This window comes from Klebsiella scottii (genome assembly GCF_036561945.1).
GTDB lineage: Bacteria > Pseudomonadota > Gammaproteobacteria > Enterobacterales > Enterobacteriaceae > Klebsiella > Klebsiella scottii.
On sequence record NZ_JARXNI010000020.1, the window covers coordinates 1,237,982 to 1,252,718 of the forward strand.

Here is a 14,737-nt window from a genome sequence, read left to right on the forward strand (position 1 = left end):
GCGTCCTGCGCGCCCGCGGCAATTACCTGGTACCTGGCCGCCCAGCCGCCGTCCATATTCCACGCGCCCCGCGCACCCGGGCGGCGGCATCGCTGCACAGGAATAGCGCCATTTATCCCGGCGGCTCCGGGGGGACGAACTCGCCGGAGGGCTGCTTTTCGGCCACCCGCCGCTCTCTGACCGGCGTCGGCGCCGGGTCCGTGCCTTGCGCGATACGTCGGTCGAACCGCTGCTGCACCAGCGGGTCAGCAGCGAGCCGGGGCATATCGCATTGCCGGTGATGCCGGTTCTGGCGGTTTCCAGCGTCAGGGTTTCCGTCAGGCCGATCGCCTCTCGCCCTGGACCGCTTCGGGGCGATTGTGCCCAAAGGCTCCCCCTTAGCCAGCAAAAGTCATCTCTTGTGGCGGGCGCTGCCGCACGGGCTGAAGGTTTTTTTGCCGGTCCAGCCGCGAGGGCGATATTTACCGTGATGCTTAAGGGAGGCCCTCAGCGGCGGCCTATGGAATTAATTTCTCCGGCAAAGGGGAAAGAGTGTGTTTTTTCCCCTATTTTTTGTGATTAAAATCACCATTAATAAATATATCCTTATTTTTCAGTGTATTGAAAAATTACCCGTTTTGATTTTGGAGAATGAATTTCTCCACTTTGCCCTCCTTTGGGGGAAAATAGGTAAGATTTTCTTCGGTCGCTAATATATATTTTAACGGTGGTTGATTTATGAAAATCTCTATGTTGATAGCAACGCGGTTGGCTATTTTTTAGCTCTTGCGCGGCGTTTTGGCTGCTGTTTTATTAGCCGGTGCTGACTGCTGTTGTTAGAGAGATAAATGTTCACTACCTAATGTCGAATAATAGTTTGAGTATATCCTATGAAAAATAAATTTAAAGATATCGCGACTCTGGTTGTCCATGCCGGGAATCAAATTGATCCGGCGAATAATGCCATATTTACCCCGATAGTTACCGCCAGCTCTTTTATTCAGCCGAATCTCGATGAAGGCGGCGATTTTTGCTATTCAAGGGTCTCGAACCCGACCCGTAAGGCGTATGAGTCGGCGCTGGCTGAGCTGGAGGGCGGTGTTTATGCCACCGCTACCGCCTCGGGAATGGCCGCCACTAATATCGTTATGGAGCTGCTGCCGAAAGATTCACATATTATTGCAATGAAGGGCGTATACGGCGGCACCTGGCGTCTGTTCGATAAGCTAAAGGCCAATACCACCGGCGTCACCGTCTCCTATATTGATCTTAATGATGAAGAAAGCCTTATTGCCAGCATTCAGGAAAATACGTATTTAATCTGGATTGAGACGCCGACTAATCCGCTGCTGGAGCTGGTGGATATTAATAAAGTCTGCACTATTGCGAAGGCGCGCGGTATTTTTACCTGCGTCGATAATACCTTTGCCAGCGCCTGGAATCATCAGCCGCTCGAAATGGGCGCGGATCTGGTGATGCTCTCCACCAGTAAATATATCGGCGGGCACTCCGATTTAATCGGCGGGGCGGTCATCACCAATAATGAACCGCTAGCGGCCCGGCTTGATTTTATCAAAACCACCGTTGGCGCTATCGCGTCACCCTTTGATGCCTACCTGGCGCTGCGCGGAATGAAAACGCTGGATGTCCGCATGCAGCGCCAGTGCGGCAACGCCCGGCGTATTGCTGAATATCTTGAGAACCATCCGGCGGTTGCCCGCGTCTATTATCCCGGCCTGCCTTCGCATCCGCAGCATGCGCTGTGCAAAAAGCAGATGCGCTCGGGCGGCGCGGTGGTTACCGCTACCCTTAAAGGCGACGTGCAGGGCCTGAAACGCTTTATCTCCGGGCTGCGCTATTTTGTTCTCGCCGAGTCGCTGGGCGGCGTGGAGAGCATGATCAATCATTCGGCATCAATGTCTCATGCCGCGATGTCAAAAGAGGAGCGGGAAGCGATAGGCGTCTACGACACCACGCTGCGGTTCTCCGCCGGTATCGAGAATGTCGAGGATCTGATTGCCGACCTCGATACCGCTTTTGCCGCTAGCGCCCGGACACAGGATAGCGATCATGCATGACTACGGTATCTGGACAATTATCACGCCAATGGTCACCATTATTTTGGCGATCCTCACCCGGCAGGTGATTCTCTCCTTATTGACCGGCATTTTTGTCGGGTATGCGGTGATTCATCAAAGCCTCATTCAGGGCGTTGGCGGAACCCTGAACGGCATTATTGAGACCTTTGCTTCCGCCGGGAACGCCCGGACGATTATCTTTATGGTGATGATCGGCGGCATTATGCGGCTGATTGTGGTAACCGGCGGCGTGCGCAAGCTGGTCCAGTTTCTCTCTGAGAAAAACGACTTTGTCACCAATAAGAAGTCGGTTCAGCTGCTGGCTATGCTGGTAACCTCGCTTATTTTTATCGAGAGCTCGATTAACCAGCTTATTGCCGGGGCGTCGACTAAAAACCTCGCCCGGCGCTATAAAGTCTCGCCGGAAAAAATGTCCTACATTATTCAAACCTCCTGCGTCTCGGTCTGCTCATCGGTAATGATCAACGGCTGGGGTGCGGCGATGATGGGCATTATCGGCGTACAGATCGCGCAGGGCTATTTGACCGGGGAACCCTTTGAAGTGCTGGCCAGCTCGATGGTCTGGAATATCATGGCCTGGTTTTCTCTGGCATCCGTCATCTTTTATATCCTGTCAGGCTGCACCTGGGGGCCGATGAAAAAGGCGGAAGTCCGGTTTGAATCCTGCCTGATGGCGCAGGAGCAGGAACAGAGCGAAACAGAGCAAGACCCGGTGATTGACCATCCGGCATCCAACTCGCTACTCAACTTCTTTATCCCTATTCTTTCAACCGTGCTGATGGTTCCGGTCGTGCTCTATATTACCGGAGACGGCCAGTTCTCCAGGGGCAGCGGCTCCATGTCGGTCTACTCCGGGGTGATGTTCGGTACCGTCGTCTCTTTTGCGTGGTTCAGACTGCGCGGTATTTTAAACGTTGAGAATTTCTTTAAAGAGCTCTATATCGGTTACGCCAGCATGGTGAAAATCAGCTCAATCATGATTCTGGCCTTTTTGATGGGACATATTTCGGCAGAGCTGAATACCGGGCAGTATATTGCTTCAATTACCTCGGGCGTTATTCCCTCCGGATTTTCGATTGGCTTTATTTTTCTGATTGCGGCGGTAATGTCTCTGGCCACCGGGACCTCGTGGGGAACTTTCGCCATTATGATCCCGATCGGCGTACAGCTGGGCGTATCGCTCGGTATCGACCCTCACTTTATGATCGGCGCGGCTATTTCCGGCTCAATCTTTGGCGACATGACTTCGCCTATTTCCAGCGACGCCATCGTGGCTTCAATGGCTACCAACTGCGATCACATTGAGCATATTCGCACGCAGATGCCCTACGCGCTGGTCACCGGGTTCCTCGCGCTCATCGTCTATTTAATCGTCGGGTTTTCGATCTAACGCTCAATATTTATATAAGGATTTATCATGACCAAGGTTATCGCTACGGCGCAGGCCCCGGAAGCTATTGGCCCCTATATTCAGGGCGCCCGGGTAGGGGGTTTTATCTTTACTTCGGGGCAGCTGCCGATTAATCCGGCAACCGGCGAGATCGCCGGGAGCGCGGGCGGGCAGGCCCGGCAAAGCCTGGAGAATATTAAGGCCATTATCGAAGCCGGCGGGTTAGCCCTCGAACATATCTGTAAGGTTAATATCTTCGTCAAGGACCTGAATGAATTTGCGGAGATTAATCAGGCGTACGCCGGGTTTTTTGACCAGCACAAGGTGCAGTATCCGGCGCGCTCCTGCGTGGAGGTTGCGCGCCTGCCTAAAGACGTCAAAGTTGAAATTGAAGCGGTAGCCTGGCAGGGCTAACGCGGCGTCAGCGTCATCATAACGGCGGCCGCATCGCGCCGCCGTTGTTATTCCTGTTTATTGAGAGCAAACGTAATGCTGATTAAAAACTATCTGCAGACATTGCCACGCGTTGAGCTGGTGGGGGCGGTGACGCCGATCCAGCACCTCAAACGGCTGTCGGAGTATCTGCAGCGCGATATCTATATTAAGCGAGACGATCTTTCATATCTTGGTATGGGGGGCAATAAGCTCAGAAAGCTCGAGTTTCTCGTCGCAGATGCGCTTCAACAAGGCTGCGATACGCTGGTGACGGCGGGGGCCATTCAGTCGAATCACGTGCGCCAGACCGCAGCCGCAGCCGCGCATCTGGGCCTGAAATGTGCGGCGCTGCTTGAAAATCCGATCGCCACGGAGGCGCCAAACTATCTCGCCAACGGCAACCATTTACTCTCCTCAATGATGGGCTGTCGTCTGGAAAACGTCGAGGCGCTTAACGAGCCGGACGCGCAGCTGCGGGAGCTTAGCGAGAGGCTCGCTCGCGGCGGGGCGAAGCCGTACGTCATTCCCGTTGGCGGCTCCAATGCGCTGGGGTCGCTGGGCTACGTTGACTGCGCGCTGGAAATAGCGGAGCAGTGCGCCCGCATGGATCTCCATATCGACTCGCTGGTGGTACCTTCGGGGAGCGCGGGAACCCATGCGGGACTGGCGGTCGGTTTTGCACACTGCCGGCCGGACATGGCGGTTGTCGGAGTCACCGTCTCTCGTCTCGCCAGCGATCAGCTCCCCAAAGTCGCGCAGCTGCAAAGCGAATTATCGGCGCTGCTGAACGTGGCGACCTCTTCGCCGCTGACGCTGTGGGATGATTACTTTGCGCCGCGCTACGGTATGCCGAATGCCGAGGGGATGCAGGCGGTTGAGCTGCTGGCGCGGCTAGAGGGCATCATGCTGGACCCGGTTTATACCGGCAAGGCGATGGCGGGGCTGATTGACGGCGTGCAAACATCGCGATTCGTCGGCAGCGGTCCGGTGATGTTTATGCATACCGGCGGCGCTCCGGCGCTGTTCGCCTGTTACCCGCAGGTTTAAGCCTGAATATGGCGGCTATGCCCCGGCGGCGCAGCGCTGACCGGGGCAATGATATTTTCAGCGGTCTCCCCGCTAATAGCGCTTACTCGCCATGATGGTAATAATCTGCCGATCGGTATGCTGCATCGACTGAGCGGCGATGGCGCATAAATTACGGATCGAATTTTCGACATCGCGTTCAACGATACCGTCGCTGGCGGAAACGACGGAGTTATCCAGCGCCAGCAGGATTGCTTTCCACGCGCAAGAAATGCTGGTCGAGACCTTCATTGAGCAGCTGCTGGAGGCGCCGTCGCAAATCATGCCGCTGATATCGCCAATCATATTGTTGACCGCCATGGCGATATTGTCGTAACTCCCCTCCATCAGCCAGATAATCCCCGCCGCGGCGCCCATCGCGGCCGTGGTGGTGGCGCAGAGCGCGGACAGGCGCGGAAGCTTGCTGTGGATATAGATAGCCACGAGGTGCGACAGCGCCAGCGCGCGGGTGAGCTGCTGCCGGCTGGCGCCGAGTCGTTCGGCGGCAACCACCACCGGCAGGGTCGCGGTAATGCCCTGATTACCGGAACCGGAGTTGGTCATTGCCGGAAGCGTAGCGCCGCCCATTCTGGCATCCGAGGCGGCGCTGGTACGATAAAGGATCTCGGTAAAGATATCGTCAGCGGCCAGCCCCTTGTCGACCTGGCGCTTTAGCGTCGGCCCAATATGCAGACCCCACTCTTTCGCCAGACCTCGCTTCGAGAGCGCGTTGTTCATCTGCGCGGCGGCTAAAATGAAGTCAATCTCCCCGCAGGGAACGTCGCGAATAAAATCGTAGATTTGGCGCAGCGAGCTGGCGGCAACCTGGGTCAGCGGCTGCGGCCGATCGTCGCATGCGGCCTCCGCCGTTTTGACAAACACGGGCTGTCCCATTTTTTCAATCGCCACCACGTTAGTATGGTCGCCGATGATCGTTACCGTCGCGTGCTGGTCGCCGGCAAACACCGTGGCGCGAACGTAGATCGTTTCCTCACAGGGCTCCTGCAGGACAATGCGCACGGCGCCGACGGCGAGTAGGGCTTTAGCCGCCGAAATCTCCCGCTGGCTGGCATTTTTAAGCACTTCAAGATCCGCCTGCGGGTCTCCGGCGACAGCGCCTAAGGCCGCAGCGATGGGCAGGCCGAGCATGCCGGTACCCGGCACGGTGACCCCCATTCCATTTTTCATTAAATTGGGCGAAACCGACGCTTCGATGCGCACGATGGCCCCGGATAGCTGCCGTGCCGCAACGGCGCAGGCGAGGGCGACTGAAACGGGCTCGGTGCAGCCTAAGGCTGGCTTGACCTCTTGCTGCAGGACGGTGATGAAGGCGTTCCATTTTACGCGGGTTTCCCGGTGTGGCATGACTGAGCCTCTATAGGGGTACAGAAAAATGTCCATCGAGAAAGTGAACGGAGCGGATCTCAACTCTCCCGGGCCTGGGCTCTGCAACTGTCCAGCCAGCATCGACAGGACGGCAGGCGCTGTAGTAAGAATGTTAGCGCACCCGGCAGAGAAATAAGTTGCATGTTCACTTCGCAAAAACCAGGTTTGAGAGAAAAAAATACTTTCAGGTGTGGGATGTGTAGATAATTTTACTTTTACGTCAGGCGAGCGGCGGGCATAAAAAAACCGGCCTGGTCGGCCGGTTCAGAAATCAGATTTTGCAGGCGTCGCCGCAATCATCATCGGCAACGATTGCCTGGGCTTTTTTATCAGCATCTTCAAGGCGTTCAGCGTTACGCTCCTGCGCCTCTTCCAGACCGCTAAAAACCAGGTTGTCGAGATCAATTTCCATGAGTTACCCACTTAAGTTCAGTTTTGACCGTGGGCAGATTATAGGGCAAAACGGGCGAGGGGGCACCCCATGCCGTCGTTGATCGCACGTAGCGATAATCGCGCCAGTTAACAGTTCGCCGCGTGATGAATAATTAAGCTGACTGCTAATAATGAGAGTTGACAGGTTGGCTGAATATAATTTTGGGAATTATAGAATGATTACCTGGCTATTTATTAAATGAAAGGACAACGAACGGGTAACTAAGCGTTGACTTGAATGATTTATGATATTATTGCCGCGATTATGGTTGATTCTATGGATCTTGATCGATGGCTCAAACAGCAGCAGTCGCCATCAAAGAATGGCGAAAAAATAATAAACTCATTTGTAATGTTAAACTCAAATATAAGAAGGTGTTACGCCGATGCAGAGAAATACCGCTGGCAGGGGGCAAATATAGGGAATATCAAGCGCTGTGTAATAAATACGTTTGCGCCAGATTAACCGATGCCACGGAGGGGCTGGTCAGTTTCCAGGATAAACCCTTCAAAGCGTATTTAAATAAAAAGTTGTCAAAGAGAACCAAACTCGATATTGCCTACGGGTCGTTGATTTTTATGGAAAAAACGTTTTCTGAAGCGATCATGCCGCAGCTGTATAACGTGAAAGAGTTTGGCCTGACGGTAGCTAGCGTTCCGCTGAAAAATGGTTCCAGCATTGATGTTAAGCTGCTGGCATCGCCTTTTCAGGAAGAAGGGGAGCTGATGCTCTTAATGCTCCTGGATAATAGACGCATCTACAGTCTCTGTTTTTCCTGTACCGCAGACGGTCGCGCTTATATTGGCGGAATTCAGGGAGGGAAAGACGTAACTAATGATGAAATTAAAGTCGTGACTAAGGAGCTTTTCGGTATCCGACCTAAAAATTTAATAATCACTCTGCTGTACGGTTTTTTACAGCATTGCGATATTAAAGAGATCTATGCGGTTGACAGCCATTTCCACGTTAAAAGCGACAAAGTAATGACCAATTACGCTGCGCTGTGGCTGGAAGTAGGCGGTGAGCAGTATCGTCGCGGTTGGTATAAACTGCCGTCGCAGGAAATAAAGAAAAGCCTTGAAGAGGTCAAAAGTAAGCATCGCAGCCAGTTTATCAAGCGTGAAAGTTTGAAAGAGCTGGTGCAGCATGAGCTTGCGGCCTCAATGCAGCAGCTTGGCGGGCGTCTTAGCGCCGGTTAATCTGCAGCAGCGGGTTTGCCGGTCAACAGGGGGCTGTTGGCCGGCAACCTCCCGCAATCCTCCCGCACCTTCCAGCAACCTCCTGCCATCTTCCGCACTATCCCGTATACCCCTTGCTTTTCCGTGATCTCCCCTCGCGTTGGGCAGCTTAAAACCGCTTCATCTATCAACTTCCTTTTATAAATTAAAAAATTTTAAACATTAAATGCTGGATGGTTTTACATAAAATTTACAAACTCATATACTTTCTTACGTTCTTCGCTCCGTTCAGGAGCGTCCAACCAGTATGTTATGTGGTCTGTGCCTTAATTATGTCAATAAAGCACTGTTAAGAATAAATACATTGGTTACAACGACTAGCGTCGTATGGGATGAAATATGGACGAACAACGAGGTAGCGGCAGAGGGATGTTCTTCACCGCCTGGCGCCTGCTATTTGTGTTATTGAGTTTTTGCATTGGGCTGTTCTTAACTATCTGGGGCGGCAAGCTCCTCTCTCTTGGCGGCAGCGCCTGGTATCTGTTGGCGGGCCTGGCCTATATGGTTATCGCCGTCGGCTACCTTATCCGCAGTAAATACGTTCTTCCTTTCGCAATTATTACCTTCTTTCTGACCCTGGTCTGGGCACTTTACGAAGTCCAGCTTAGCTACTGGGGACTGATCCCTCGCCTGGTGGTTCCCGCTCTGCTGCTGATGCTGGGCCTGTGGCTGGCCGCGACCCTGCCGGTAAAACGAGCGCAGGTTCGCTACGCTAACCGCGGCGCCGCGGTAATTTTCATCGCGCTGCTGGCGACGCTGGTGTCGGCGTTCTATCCGCACGGCGGCATCCATAACGGCGTCGTCCAAGCGGCGACCGACGGCGTGTCGACCGAGGCGGCGAAAAGCGATAACTGGGCGTTCTTCGGCCGCGATGCCTCCGGTACCCGCTTCGCGCCTTACGATCAAATCACCCCGGAAAACGTCAAAAATCTGAAGGTGGCCTGGACCTATCACACCGGCCGTCGGCTGACCGGCGCGGGGATCGGGGTTGATGAAAATACCCCGCTGCAGATTGGCGATACCCTCTATTCCTGTACGCCGCTCAACGTGGTGACCGCGCTGGATGCCGACACCGGTAAAGCGCGCTGGCGCTTTGACCCGCACGCGCAGACCGCAGAGCACGTTACCTGCCGCGGCGTGGGCTATTACGACGTGCAAAGCGACGCCTCGCTGAGCGCCGAGGAGAAGGCCAGCCCGTCACTGCAGCAGTGCCCGCAGCGGATTCTGGTCTCCACCGTTGACGCCCGCCTGCTGGCGCTGAATGCGAAAACCGGTGAACTGTGCGAAGACTTCGGCACTCACGGCAGCGTCGATCTGAAGCAGGGGATGGATAACACCGAAAACAGCAAGCGCTATCACCCAACCTCAACGCCGGTGATTATGGGGCACATCGCGGTTCTCGGCGGCTGGGTTCGCGATATCGTGCACGGCGAGCCGTCCGGCGTGGTCCGCGCCTTTGACGTGCGCAGCGGTAAGGTGGTGTGGGCCTGGGACGTTGGCCATCCGGAAAATGTGACCGATCCGCAAAAAGGGCGCGTCTACACCCTCGAAACCCCGAACGTGTGGACGGTACCGGGCTTTGATAAAGAGCTGAATCTGGTTTATCTGCCGACCGGCAACGGTCCGCCGGATTACTGGGGCGGCGATCGTAATGAGGCCAAAGAGAAGTACGGCTCCTCGGTGGTGGCGGTTGATGCCGGCAGCGGCGAAACGAAGTGGGTGTTCCAGACCGTGCACCACGATATCTGGGATTATGACCTGCCGTCACAGCCGGTTCTGTTCCACATGAAGAACGACCAGGGCGAAGAGGTCCCGGTACTGATTCAGACCACCAAAACCGGCCAAATCTACGTCCTTGACCGCCGTACCGGTAAGCCGGTGACCCGCGTCGAGGAGCGGCCGGTGGCGCAAGAAGGGGCGGAAGGCGAGCGTCTCTCCGCGACCCAGCCGTTCTCTACCGGCATGCCGCAGCTCGGCGTTGAGCCGTTAACCGAGAAATCAATGTGGGGCGTGACGCCGTTTGACCAGCTGATTTGCCGTATTGACTTCAAAGAGTCCACCTACCTTGGGATGTATACGCCGCCGTCAGAGAAGCCGTATATCGAATGGCCGAGCCTGCTGGGCGGCATGAACTGGGGCGGCATCACCATCGATGAACGCACCGGGACGCTGTTTGTTAACGACATGCGTATGCCGCTGAGAATGTCGCTGGTGCGTCAGGAAGATATGGCGAAATACAAGGTTTCCACCGACGAAGTCCCGGGCTTCATGGGCACCGTCCGTCCGCAGATCGCCGGGCCATACGGCGGCGTGCGGATCGATATTCTGCAGTCCGCGCTGGGCGTACCCTGCAATACGCCGCCGTTCGGCACCATGAGCGCCGTTGACCTCAATACCCGTCAGCTGCTGTGGCAGGTCCCGATGGGCTCGGTCGAGGATACCGGTCCGCTGGGTCTGAAAACCCATATGCATATTCCTCTGGGAATGCCGACTCTGGGCGGGCCAACCTCGACCGCTTCCGGGCTGATCTTCTTTGCCGGTACCCAGGATAACTATCTGCGGGCGCTGGATTCGGCGACCGGGAAAGAGCTGTGGCGCGCGCGTCTGCCGGTAGGCGCAGTGGCCGCGCCGCTGATTTACAAATCGCCGAAAACGGGCAAAGAGTATGTGGTGATCTCCGCCGGCGGCGCCAGCCACTCGCCGGACGTCGGCGACGATATCATCGCCTACGCCCTTGAAGAGTAGCGCCCGCGGGCTATTCACGCCTAACGAGGATTAGCTCCCTCCGGTGAACAAAACCTGCCGCTGAACAACCGGCAGGTTTTTTTTCGCCCGCTGCCGGGCAGGGGCGAACTAAACGGCGTGGCAGGCGACGTGATGGCCTTCGGCGACCTCCCGGAGGGCGGGGACTTCCCGGCGGCAGCGTTCGCTGGCCTGCGGGCAGCGGGAGGAGAAGCGGCAGCCGGGCGGCGGGTTTGACGGGTCCGGAATCTCTCCCTGCACCACGACCGCCGGTTCGCGGAGCGGGTCTAAGGTGGGGACCGCCGCCAGCAGCGCCCGGGTATAGGGATGCAGCGGCCGGGCAAACAGCGCGTCGCGGCTTGCGGTTTCCACCAGCTGTCCGAGATACATCACCGCCACGTCATCGCACAGATGCTCCACCACGCCAAGGTCGTGGGAGATAAACAGGAACGTGACCCCCAGATCGTCGCGCAGGTCGGAAAAGAGGTTAATGATCTGCGCCTGGATTGAGACGTCCAGCGCCGAAATCGGCTCGTCGGCAATAATGAAATCCGGGTTGAGTATCAGCGCCCGCGCGATGCCGATGCGCTGGCGCTGGCCGCCGGAAAATTCGTGCGGAAAACGGTTGTAATGCTGCGGCGCGAGGCCGCAGATCTGCATGACCGCGAGGGTCCTGTCATACAGCTCCGCCTTGCTGCACAGCCTGTGTTCCAGCATCGCCTCGCCGATGGCGTCGCCAATGCGAATTCGCGGGTTCAGCGAACTGTAGGGGTCCTGAAAGACCAGCTGGATTTTCGGCCGCAGCGCCCGCATCTCGCGCGGGGAGAGCGCGCTGAGCTCGCGGCCGCGGTACCTGACGCTGCCCGCGGTTTTCTCATACAGCCCGAGCAGGGTGCGTCCGACGGTGGTTTTACCGCTGCCGGATTCCCCCACCAGGCCGAAAATGGTCCCCGGACGGATCTTAAAGCTCACGCCGTCCACCGCCCGCAGCTCCCCGGTTTGCTGACCGAACAGCCCGTCGCGCAGCGGGAAGTGCTTTTTAAGTCCTTCGACCTCGATGACGTATTCATTGCTCATGCCACGATCTCCGCTAACTCGCTATGAAAACAGGCGACCTGTCGGGCGCGGCCCGCCAGCGGCGGTATCCCCTGGCGGCAGCGTTCGCTGGCGCGCGCGCAGCGATCGGCAAAGGCGCAGTAAGGCGGCAGGGCGGCCAGATCCGGCACCTGTCCGGGGATCGAGTAGAGGCGGCGACGGCGCTCGCCGGGCACCGGGCGGGAGGCAATCAGCCCCTGGGTATAGGGGTGCTGCGGGTGGCGTAATATCTCGGCCGTCGGGCCCTGTTCAACAACCCTGCCGGCGTACATCACCACCACGTGCTCCGCCATTTGCGCAATAACGCCGAGATCGTGGGTGATCAGCATCATCGCCATCCGGCTGGCCCGGGAACGATCGCGCAGAAGCTGGAGGATCTGCGCCTGCACGGTGACGTCCAGGGCGGTGGTGGGCTCGTCGGCGATCAGCAGCTGCGGTTCGCAGCTCAGGGCCATCGCGATCATGATGCGCTGCAGCATACCGCCGGAGAGCTGGTGCGGATAGCTCTCCATCAGGCTCTCCGCCCGCGCCAGTCCGACGTCGCTAATGAGCCGCGTCGCGTGCTGCCAGGCGGCCTTTGCCGATTCTCCGCGATGGCGGATCAGCGGTTCGCACAGCTGCTCGCCGATGGTGAATACCGGATTGAGCGCGCTCATCGGCTCCTGGAAAATCATCGCCAGCTTGTTGCCGCGCAGATCGGCCATTTTTGCCGCCTTCAGGCGCAGCAGATCCTCGCCGTTGAATAAAATCTCTCCGCCGTCGATGCGCGCCGCCTGGGGAGGCAGCAGGCCCATCAGCGACATGGCGGTGACGCTTTTGCCGCAGCCGGACTCGCCGACCACGCCGACGGTTTGCCCGGCATGAATGGCGAAAGAGACCTCCTGCACCGCCCGCACGCGGTTTTTTTCGCCGGCAAAGGAGACCGAAAGCTGGTTAAAGGTGATTAGCGGCGCGCTCATTTCAGCCTCTGTTTCATTTTGGGGTCCATCGCATCGCGCAGGCCGTCGCCCAGCACGTTGATGGCGATAACGGTGATAAAAATAGCCAGTCCCGGCGGCATCCACAGCCACGGGCGGCGCTGGAAGTCGATCAGGCTGTTGGCGGCGTCCATCATATTGCCCCACGACGGGGTTGGCGGCACCACGCCGAGGCCGAGATAGCTGAGGGCCGACTCGCTCAGAATGGCGTTGGCGACCGCCATCGTCGCCATCACCACCAGAATCGGGATGGTATTCGGCAGCAGATGACCAAACAGGCGGCGGCGCGCCGACAGGCCCAGCACCTGGGTTGCCAGCATAAAGTCGCGCTCGCGCAGCGACAGGCACTGCCCGCGCACCAGCCGTGCCAGCTTCGGCCACTCCAGCAGGCTCAGCATAATGACCACCATGTAGATCCGCGACTCCGGGGAGAAATCGAGCTCCGAGAGCATCGCCCCGGCGACAATCAGCAGCGGCAGGCCGGGAATGGTCATCACCAGATCCGCCAGGCGCATGATCAGCCGGTCGGTCAGGCCGCCGGCATAGCCGGAGACCGCGCCGAGCAGATAGCCCAGGGTGACCGACAGCAGCATGGTCAGGAGGCCGATAATCAGCGAGATCCGCCCGGCCAGCAGCAGCCGGGTATAGACGTCGCGGCCGAGAAAATCGGTACCCAACCAGTGCTCAGCGCCGGGGGGCTTGTTGATCATCAGCACGTCGGTGGCGTCATCTTTTTTCCACGGCGACCACAGGGGGCCCAGCACGCACCATGCCGCCATCAACAGCAGGACTATCAGGCACAGCATCGCCAGCCGGTTGCGCCGTAGCGCTTGCCAGGCCTGGCGCCAGGGCGATGGCGCGATCTGCGCCAGCGTCGGGATCTCCGCTTTACGCAGGCGACGGTTGGTTGAAAACAGTGAACTGAGCATTATGACCTCACCCGGATTCGCGGGTCGGCCCACGCGTACAGCACGTCGGCAATCAGGTTGCCGAGGATCGTCAGCACCGCCAGAAACAGGGTAAAGCCCATCAGCACCGGGTAATCGCGGGCGGCCAGCGAGTCGATATGAATATGGCCCGCCCCCGGCCAGTTGAAGACTTTTTCGGTGATGATGGCGCCGGAAAACAGCCCCGGCAGCTCAAAGCCGAGCAGGGTGATAATCGGCAGCAGCGCGTTGCGCAGCGCGTGCCTGAAGATGACCGTGCGTTCGCGCAGCCCCTTGGCGCGGGCGGTACGAATAAAATCCATTTTCACCACGTCGAGCATGCTGGCGCGAAAATAGCGCGTCAGGCTACCGGCCTGCAGCATCACCAGCGCCAGCACCGGCAGCGCCAGATGCGCCGCCACCTGCAGGATATAGGCCCAGCCGCGCTCATCGCTGCCGGTGTTGGTCATGCCCCCCGGCGGCAGCCAGTGCAGATCGACGGCGAACCACTTAATCAGCAGCAGGCAGAGGAAAAAGGTCGGAAAGGACATGGCGGCGAAGACGGCGATGCTGACCAGGTGATCGAACAGCGAGTTGGGCTTCATGGCGGAAACAATCCCCACCGTCAGGCCAATGCCCCAGTAAAAAACCAGCGCGACGCTGGCCAGCAGAAAGGAGTTCCAGACGTACTGGTTGAGCAGCTGGCTGACCGGGATCTGGTACTGCAGCGAGAAGCCCAGGTCGCCGCGCAGCAGCTGGCCGAGCCAGTGCAGGTACCGGGTGAACAGGGGCTGGTCGAGGCCGTAGATGGCCTTCAGCTCGGCGGCGCGGGCGGCGGTAAGAGTGATATTACCGTCGATAAAGTCGCCCGGGGTTTTAGCGAACAGCATAAAAATGATCAAGGAAGCCAGCAGCAGCATCGGCAGAGTTTGCAGCAGCCGTCTCAGGATGAAATTTCTCATAACATTCTCA

12 protein-coding genes and 1 pseudogene are annotated in these 14,737 nt (G+C 57.6%); 6 read left to right on the forward strand and 7 right to left on the reverse strand.

The genetic code is table 11. The annotated features are described in order from the left end of the window. Positions 1–32: 32 nt before the first annotated feature. A pseudogene (locus QFI97_RS13540) lies at positions 33–327 on the reverse strand (SDR family oxidoreductase); the annotation flags it as partial. A gap of 542 nt (positions 328–869) precedes the next feature. Between QFI97_RS13540 and QFI97_RS13545 the strand changes: the two are divergent. The 4 genes from QFI97_RS13545 to QFI97_RS13560 all read left to right on the forward strand — a co-directional run bounded on the left by QFI97_RS13545 (position 870) and on the right by QFI97_RS13560 (position 4,950). Further along, entirely contained in the window at positions 870–2,057 is a 1,188-nt protein-coding gene (locus tag QFI97_RS13545; protein WP_346431361.1) for a trans-sulfuration enzyme family protein, read from the forward strand. After that, entirely contained in the window at positions 2,050–3,468 is a 1,419-nt protein-coding gene (locus QFI97_RS13550; protein ID WP_331833821.1) for a Na+/H+ antiporter NhaC family protein, read from the forward strand. Before QFI97_RS13545 ends, QFI97_RS13550 begins: the two co-directional genes overlap by 8 nt. Before the next feature lie 27 nt (positions 3,469–3,495). Further along, complete coding sequence (locus QFI97_RS13555) at positions 3,496–3,882, forward strand: RidA family protein (RefSeq protein WP_095102222.1); 387 nt, start codon at positions 3,496–3,498, stop codon at positions 3,880–3,882. Between the two features lie 75 nt (positions 3,883–3,957). Then, positions 3,958–4,950 (forward strand): D-cysteine desulfhydrase, encoded by a 993-nt coding sequence (locus QFI97_RS13560; RefSeq protein ID WP_346431362.1) that lies wholly within the window; start codon positions 3,958–3,960, stop codon positions 4,948–4,950. A 72-nt stretch (positions 4,951–5,022) separates the two neighbouring features. Here the strand turns inward: QFI97_RS13560 and QFI97_RS13565 are convergent, their stop codons facing one another. Further along, entirely contained in the window at positions 5,023–6,333 is a 1,311-nt protein-coding gene (locus QFI97_RS13565) for an L-cysteine desulfidase family protein (protein ID WP_346431363.1), read from the reverse strand. Between the two features lie 292 nt (positions 6,334–6,625). Next, on the reverse strand, positions 6,626–6,766 hold the full coding sequence (locus tag QFI97_RS13570; protein WP_004102786.1) for a hypothetical protein: 141 nt from the start codon (positions 6,764–6,766) through the stop codon (positions 6,626–6,628). Positions 6,767–7,077: 311 nt separating this feature from the next. On the opposite strand from QFI97_RS13570, the gene QFI97_RS13575 reads away from it, so the two are divergent. Beyond that, positions 7,078–7,986 carry a DUF535 family protein gene (locus QFI97_RS13575; RefSeq protein WP_095102226.1) on the forward strand — a complete coding sequence of 303 codons (909 nt, stop codon included), beginning with the start codon at positions 7,078–7,080 and terminating at the stop codon, positions 7,984–7,986. Positions 7,987–8,364: 378 nt separating this feature from the next. Further along, positions 8,365–10,770, forward strand: coding sequence for a membrane-bound PQQ-dependent dehydrogenase, glucose/quinate/shikimate family (locus QFI97_RS13580; protein WP_346431364.1), 2,406 nt, complete (start codon positions 8,365–8,367; stop codon positions 10,768–10,770). Between the two features lie 108 nt (positions 10,771–10,878). Here the strand turns inward: QFI97_RS13580 and QFI97_RS13585 are convergent, their stop codons facing one another. From QFI97_RS13585 to QFI97_RS13600, 4 genes are read right to left on the reverse strand one after another with little or no spacing between them, the layout of a single operon-like run. Then, positions 10,879–11,844 carry an ABC transporter ATP-binding protein gene (locus QFI97_RS13585; protein WP_331833818.1) on the reverse strand — a complete coding sequence of 322 codons (966 nt, stop codon included), beginning with the start codon at positions 11,842–11,844 and terminating at the stop codon, positions 10,879–10,881. Continuing rightward, positions 11,841–12,821 (reverse strand): ABC transporter ATP-binding protein, encoded by a 981-nt coding sequence (locus tag QFI97_RS13590; RefSeq protein WP_346431365.1) that lies wholly within the window; start codon positions 12,819–12,821, stop codon positions 11,841–11,843. Before QFI97_RS13590 ends, QFI97_RS13585 begins: the two co-directional genes overlap by 4 nt. Then, on the reverse strand, positions 12,818–13,768 hold the full coding sequence (gene opp4C / locus QFI97_RS13595) for an oligopeptide ABC transporter permease (RefSeq protein ID WP_438943432.1): 951 nt from the start codon (positions 13,766–13,768) through the stop codon (positions 12,818–12,820). The genes QFI97_RS13590 and opp4C overlap by 4 nt, the downstream gene beginning before the upstream one ends. Further along, positions 13,768–14,727 carry an ABC transporter permease gene (locus QFI97_RS13600; RefSeq protein WP_346431366.1) on the reverse strand — a complete coding sequence of 320 codons (960 nt, stop codon included), beginning with the start codon at positions 14,725–14,727 and terminating at the stop codon, positions 13,768–13,770. The genes opp4C and QFI97_RS13600 overlap by 1 nt, the downstream gene beginning before the upstream one ends. Positions 14,728–14,737: the final 10 nt, after the last annotated feature.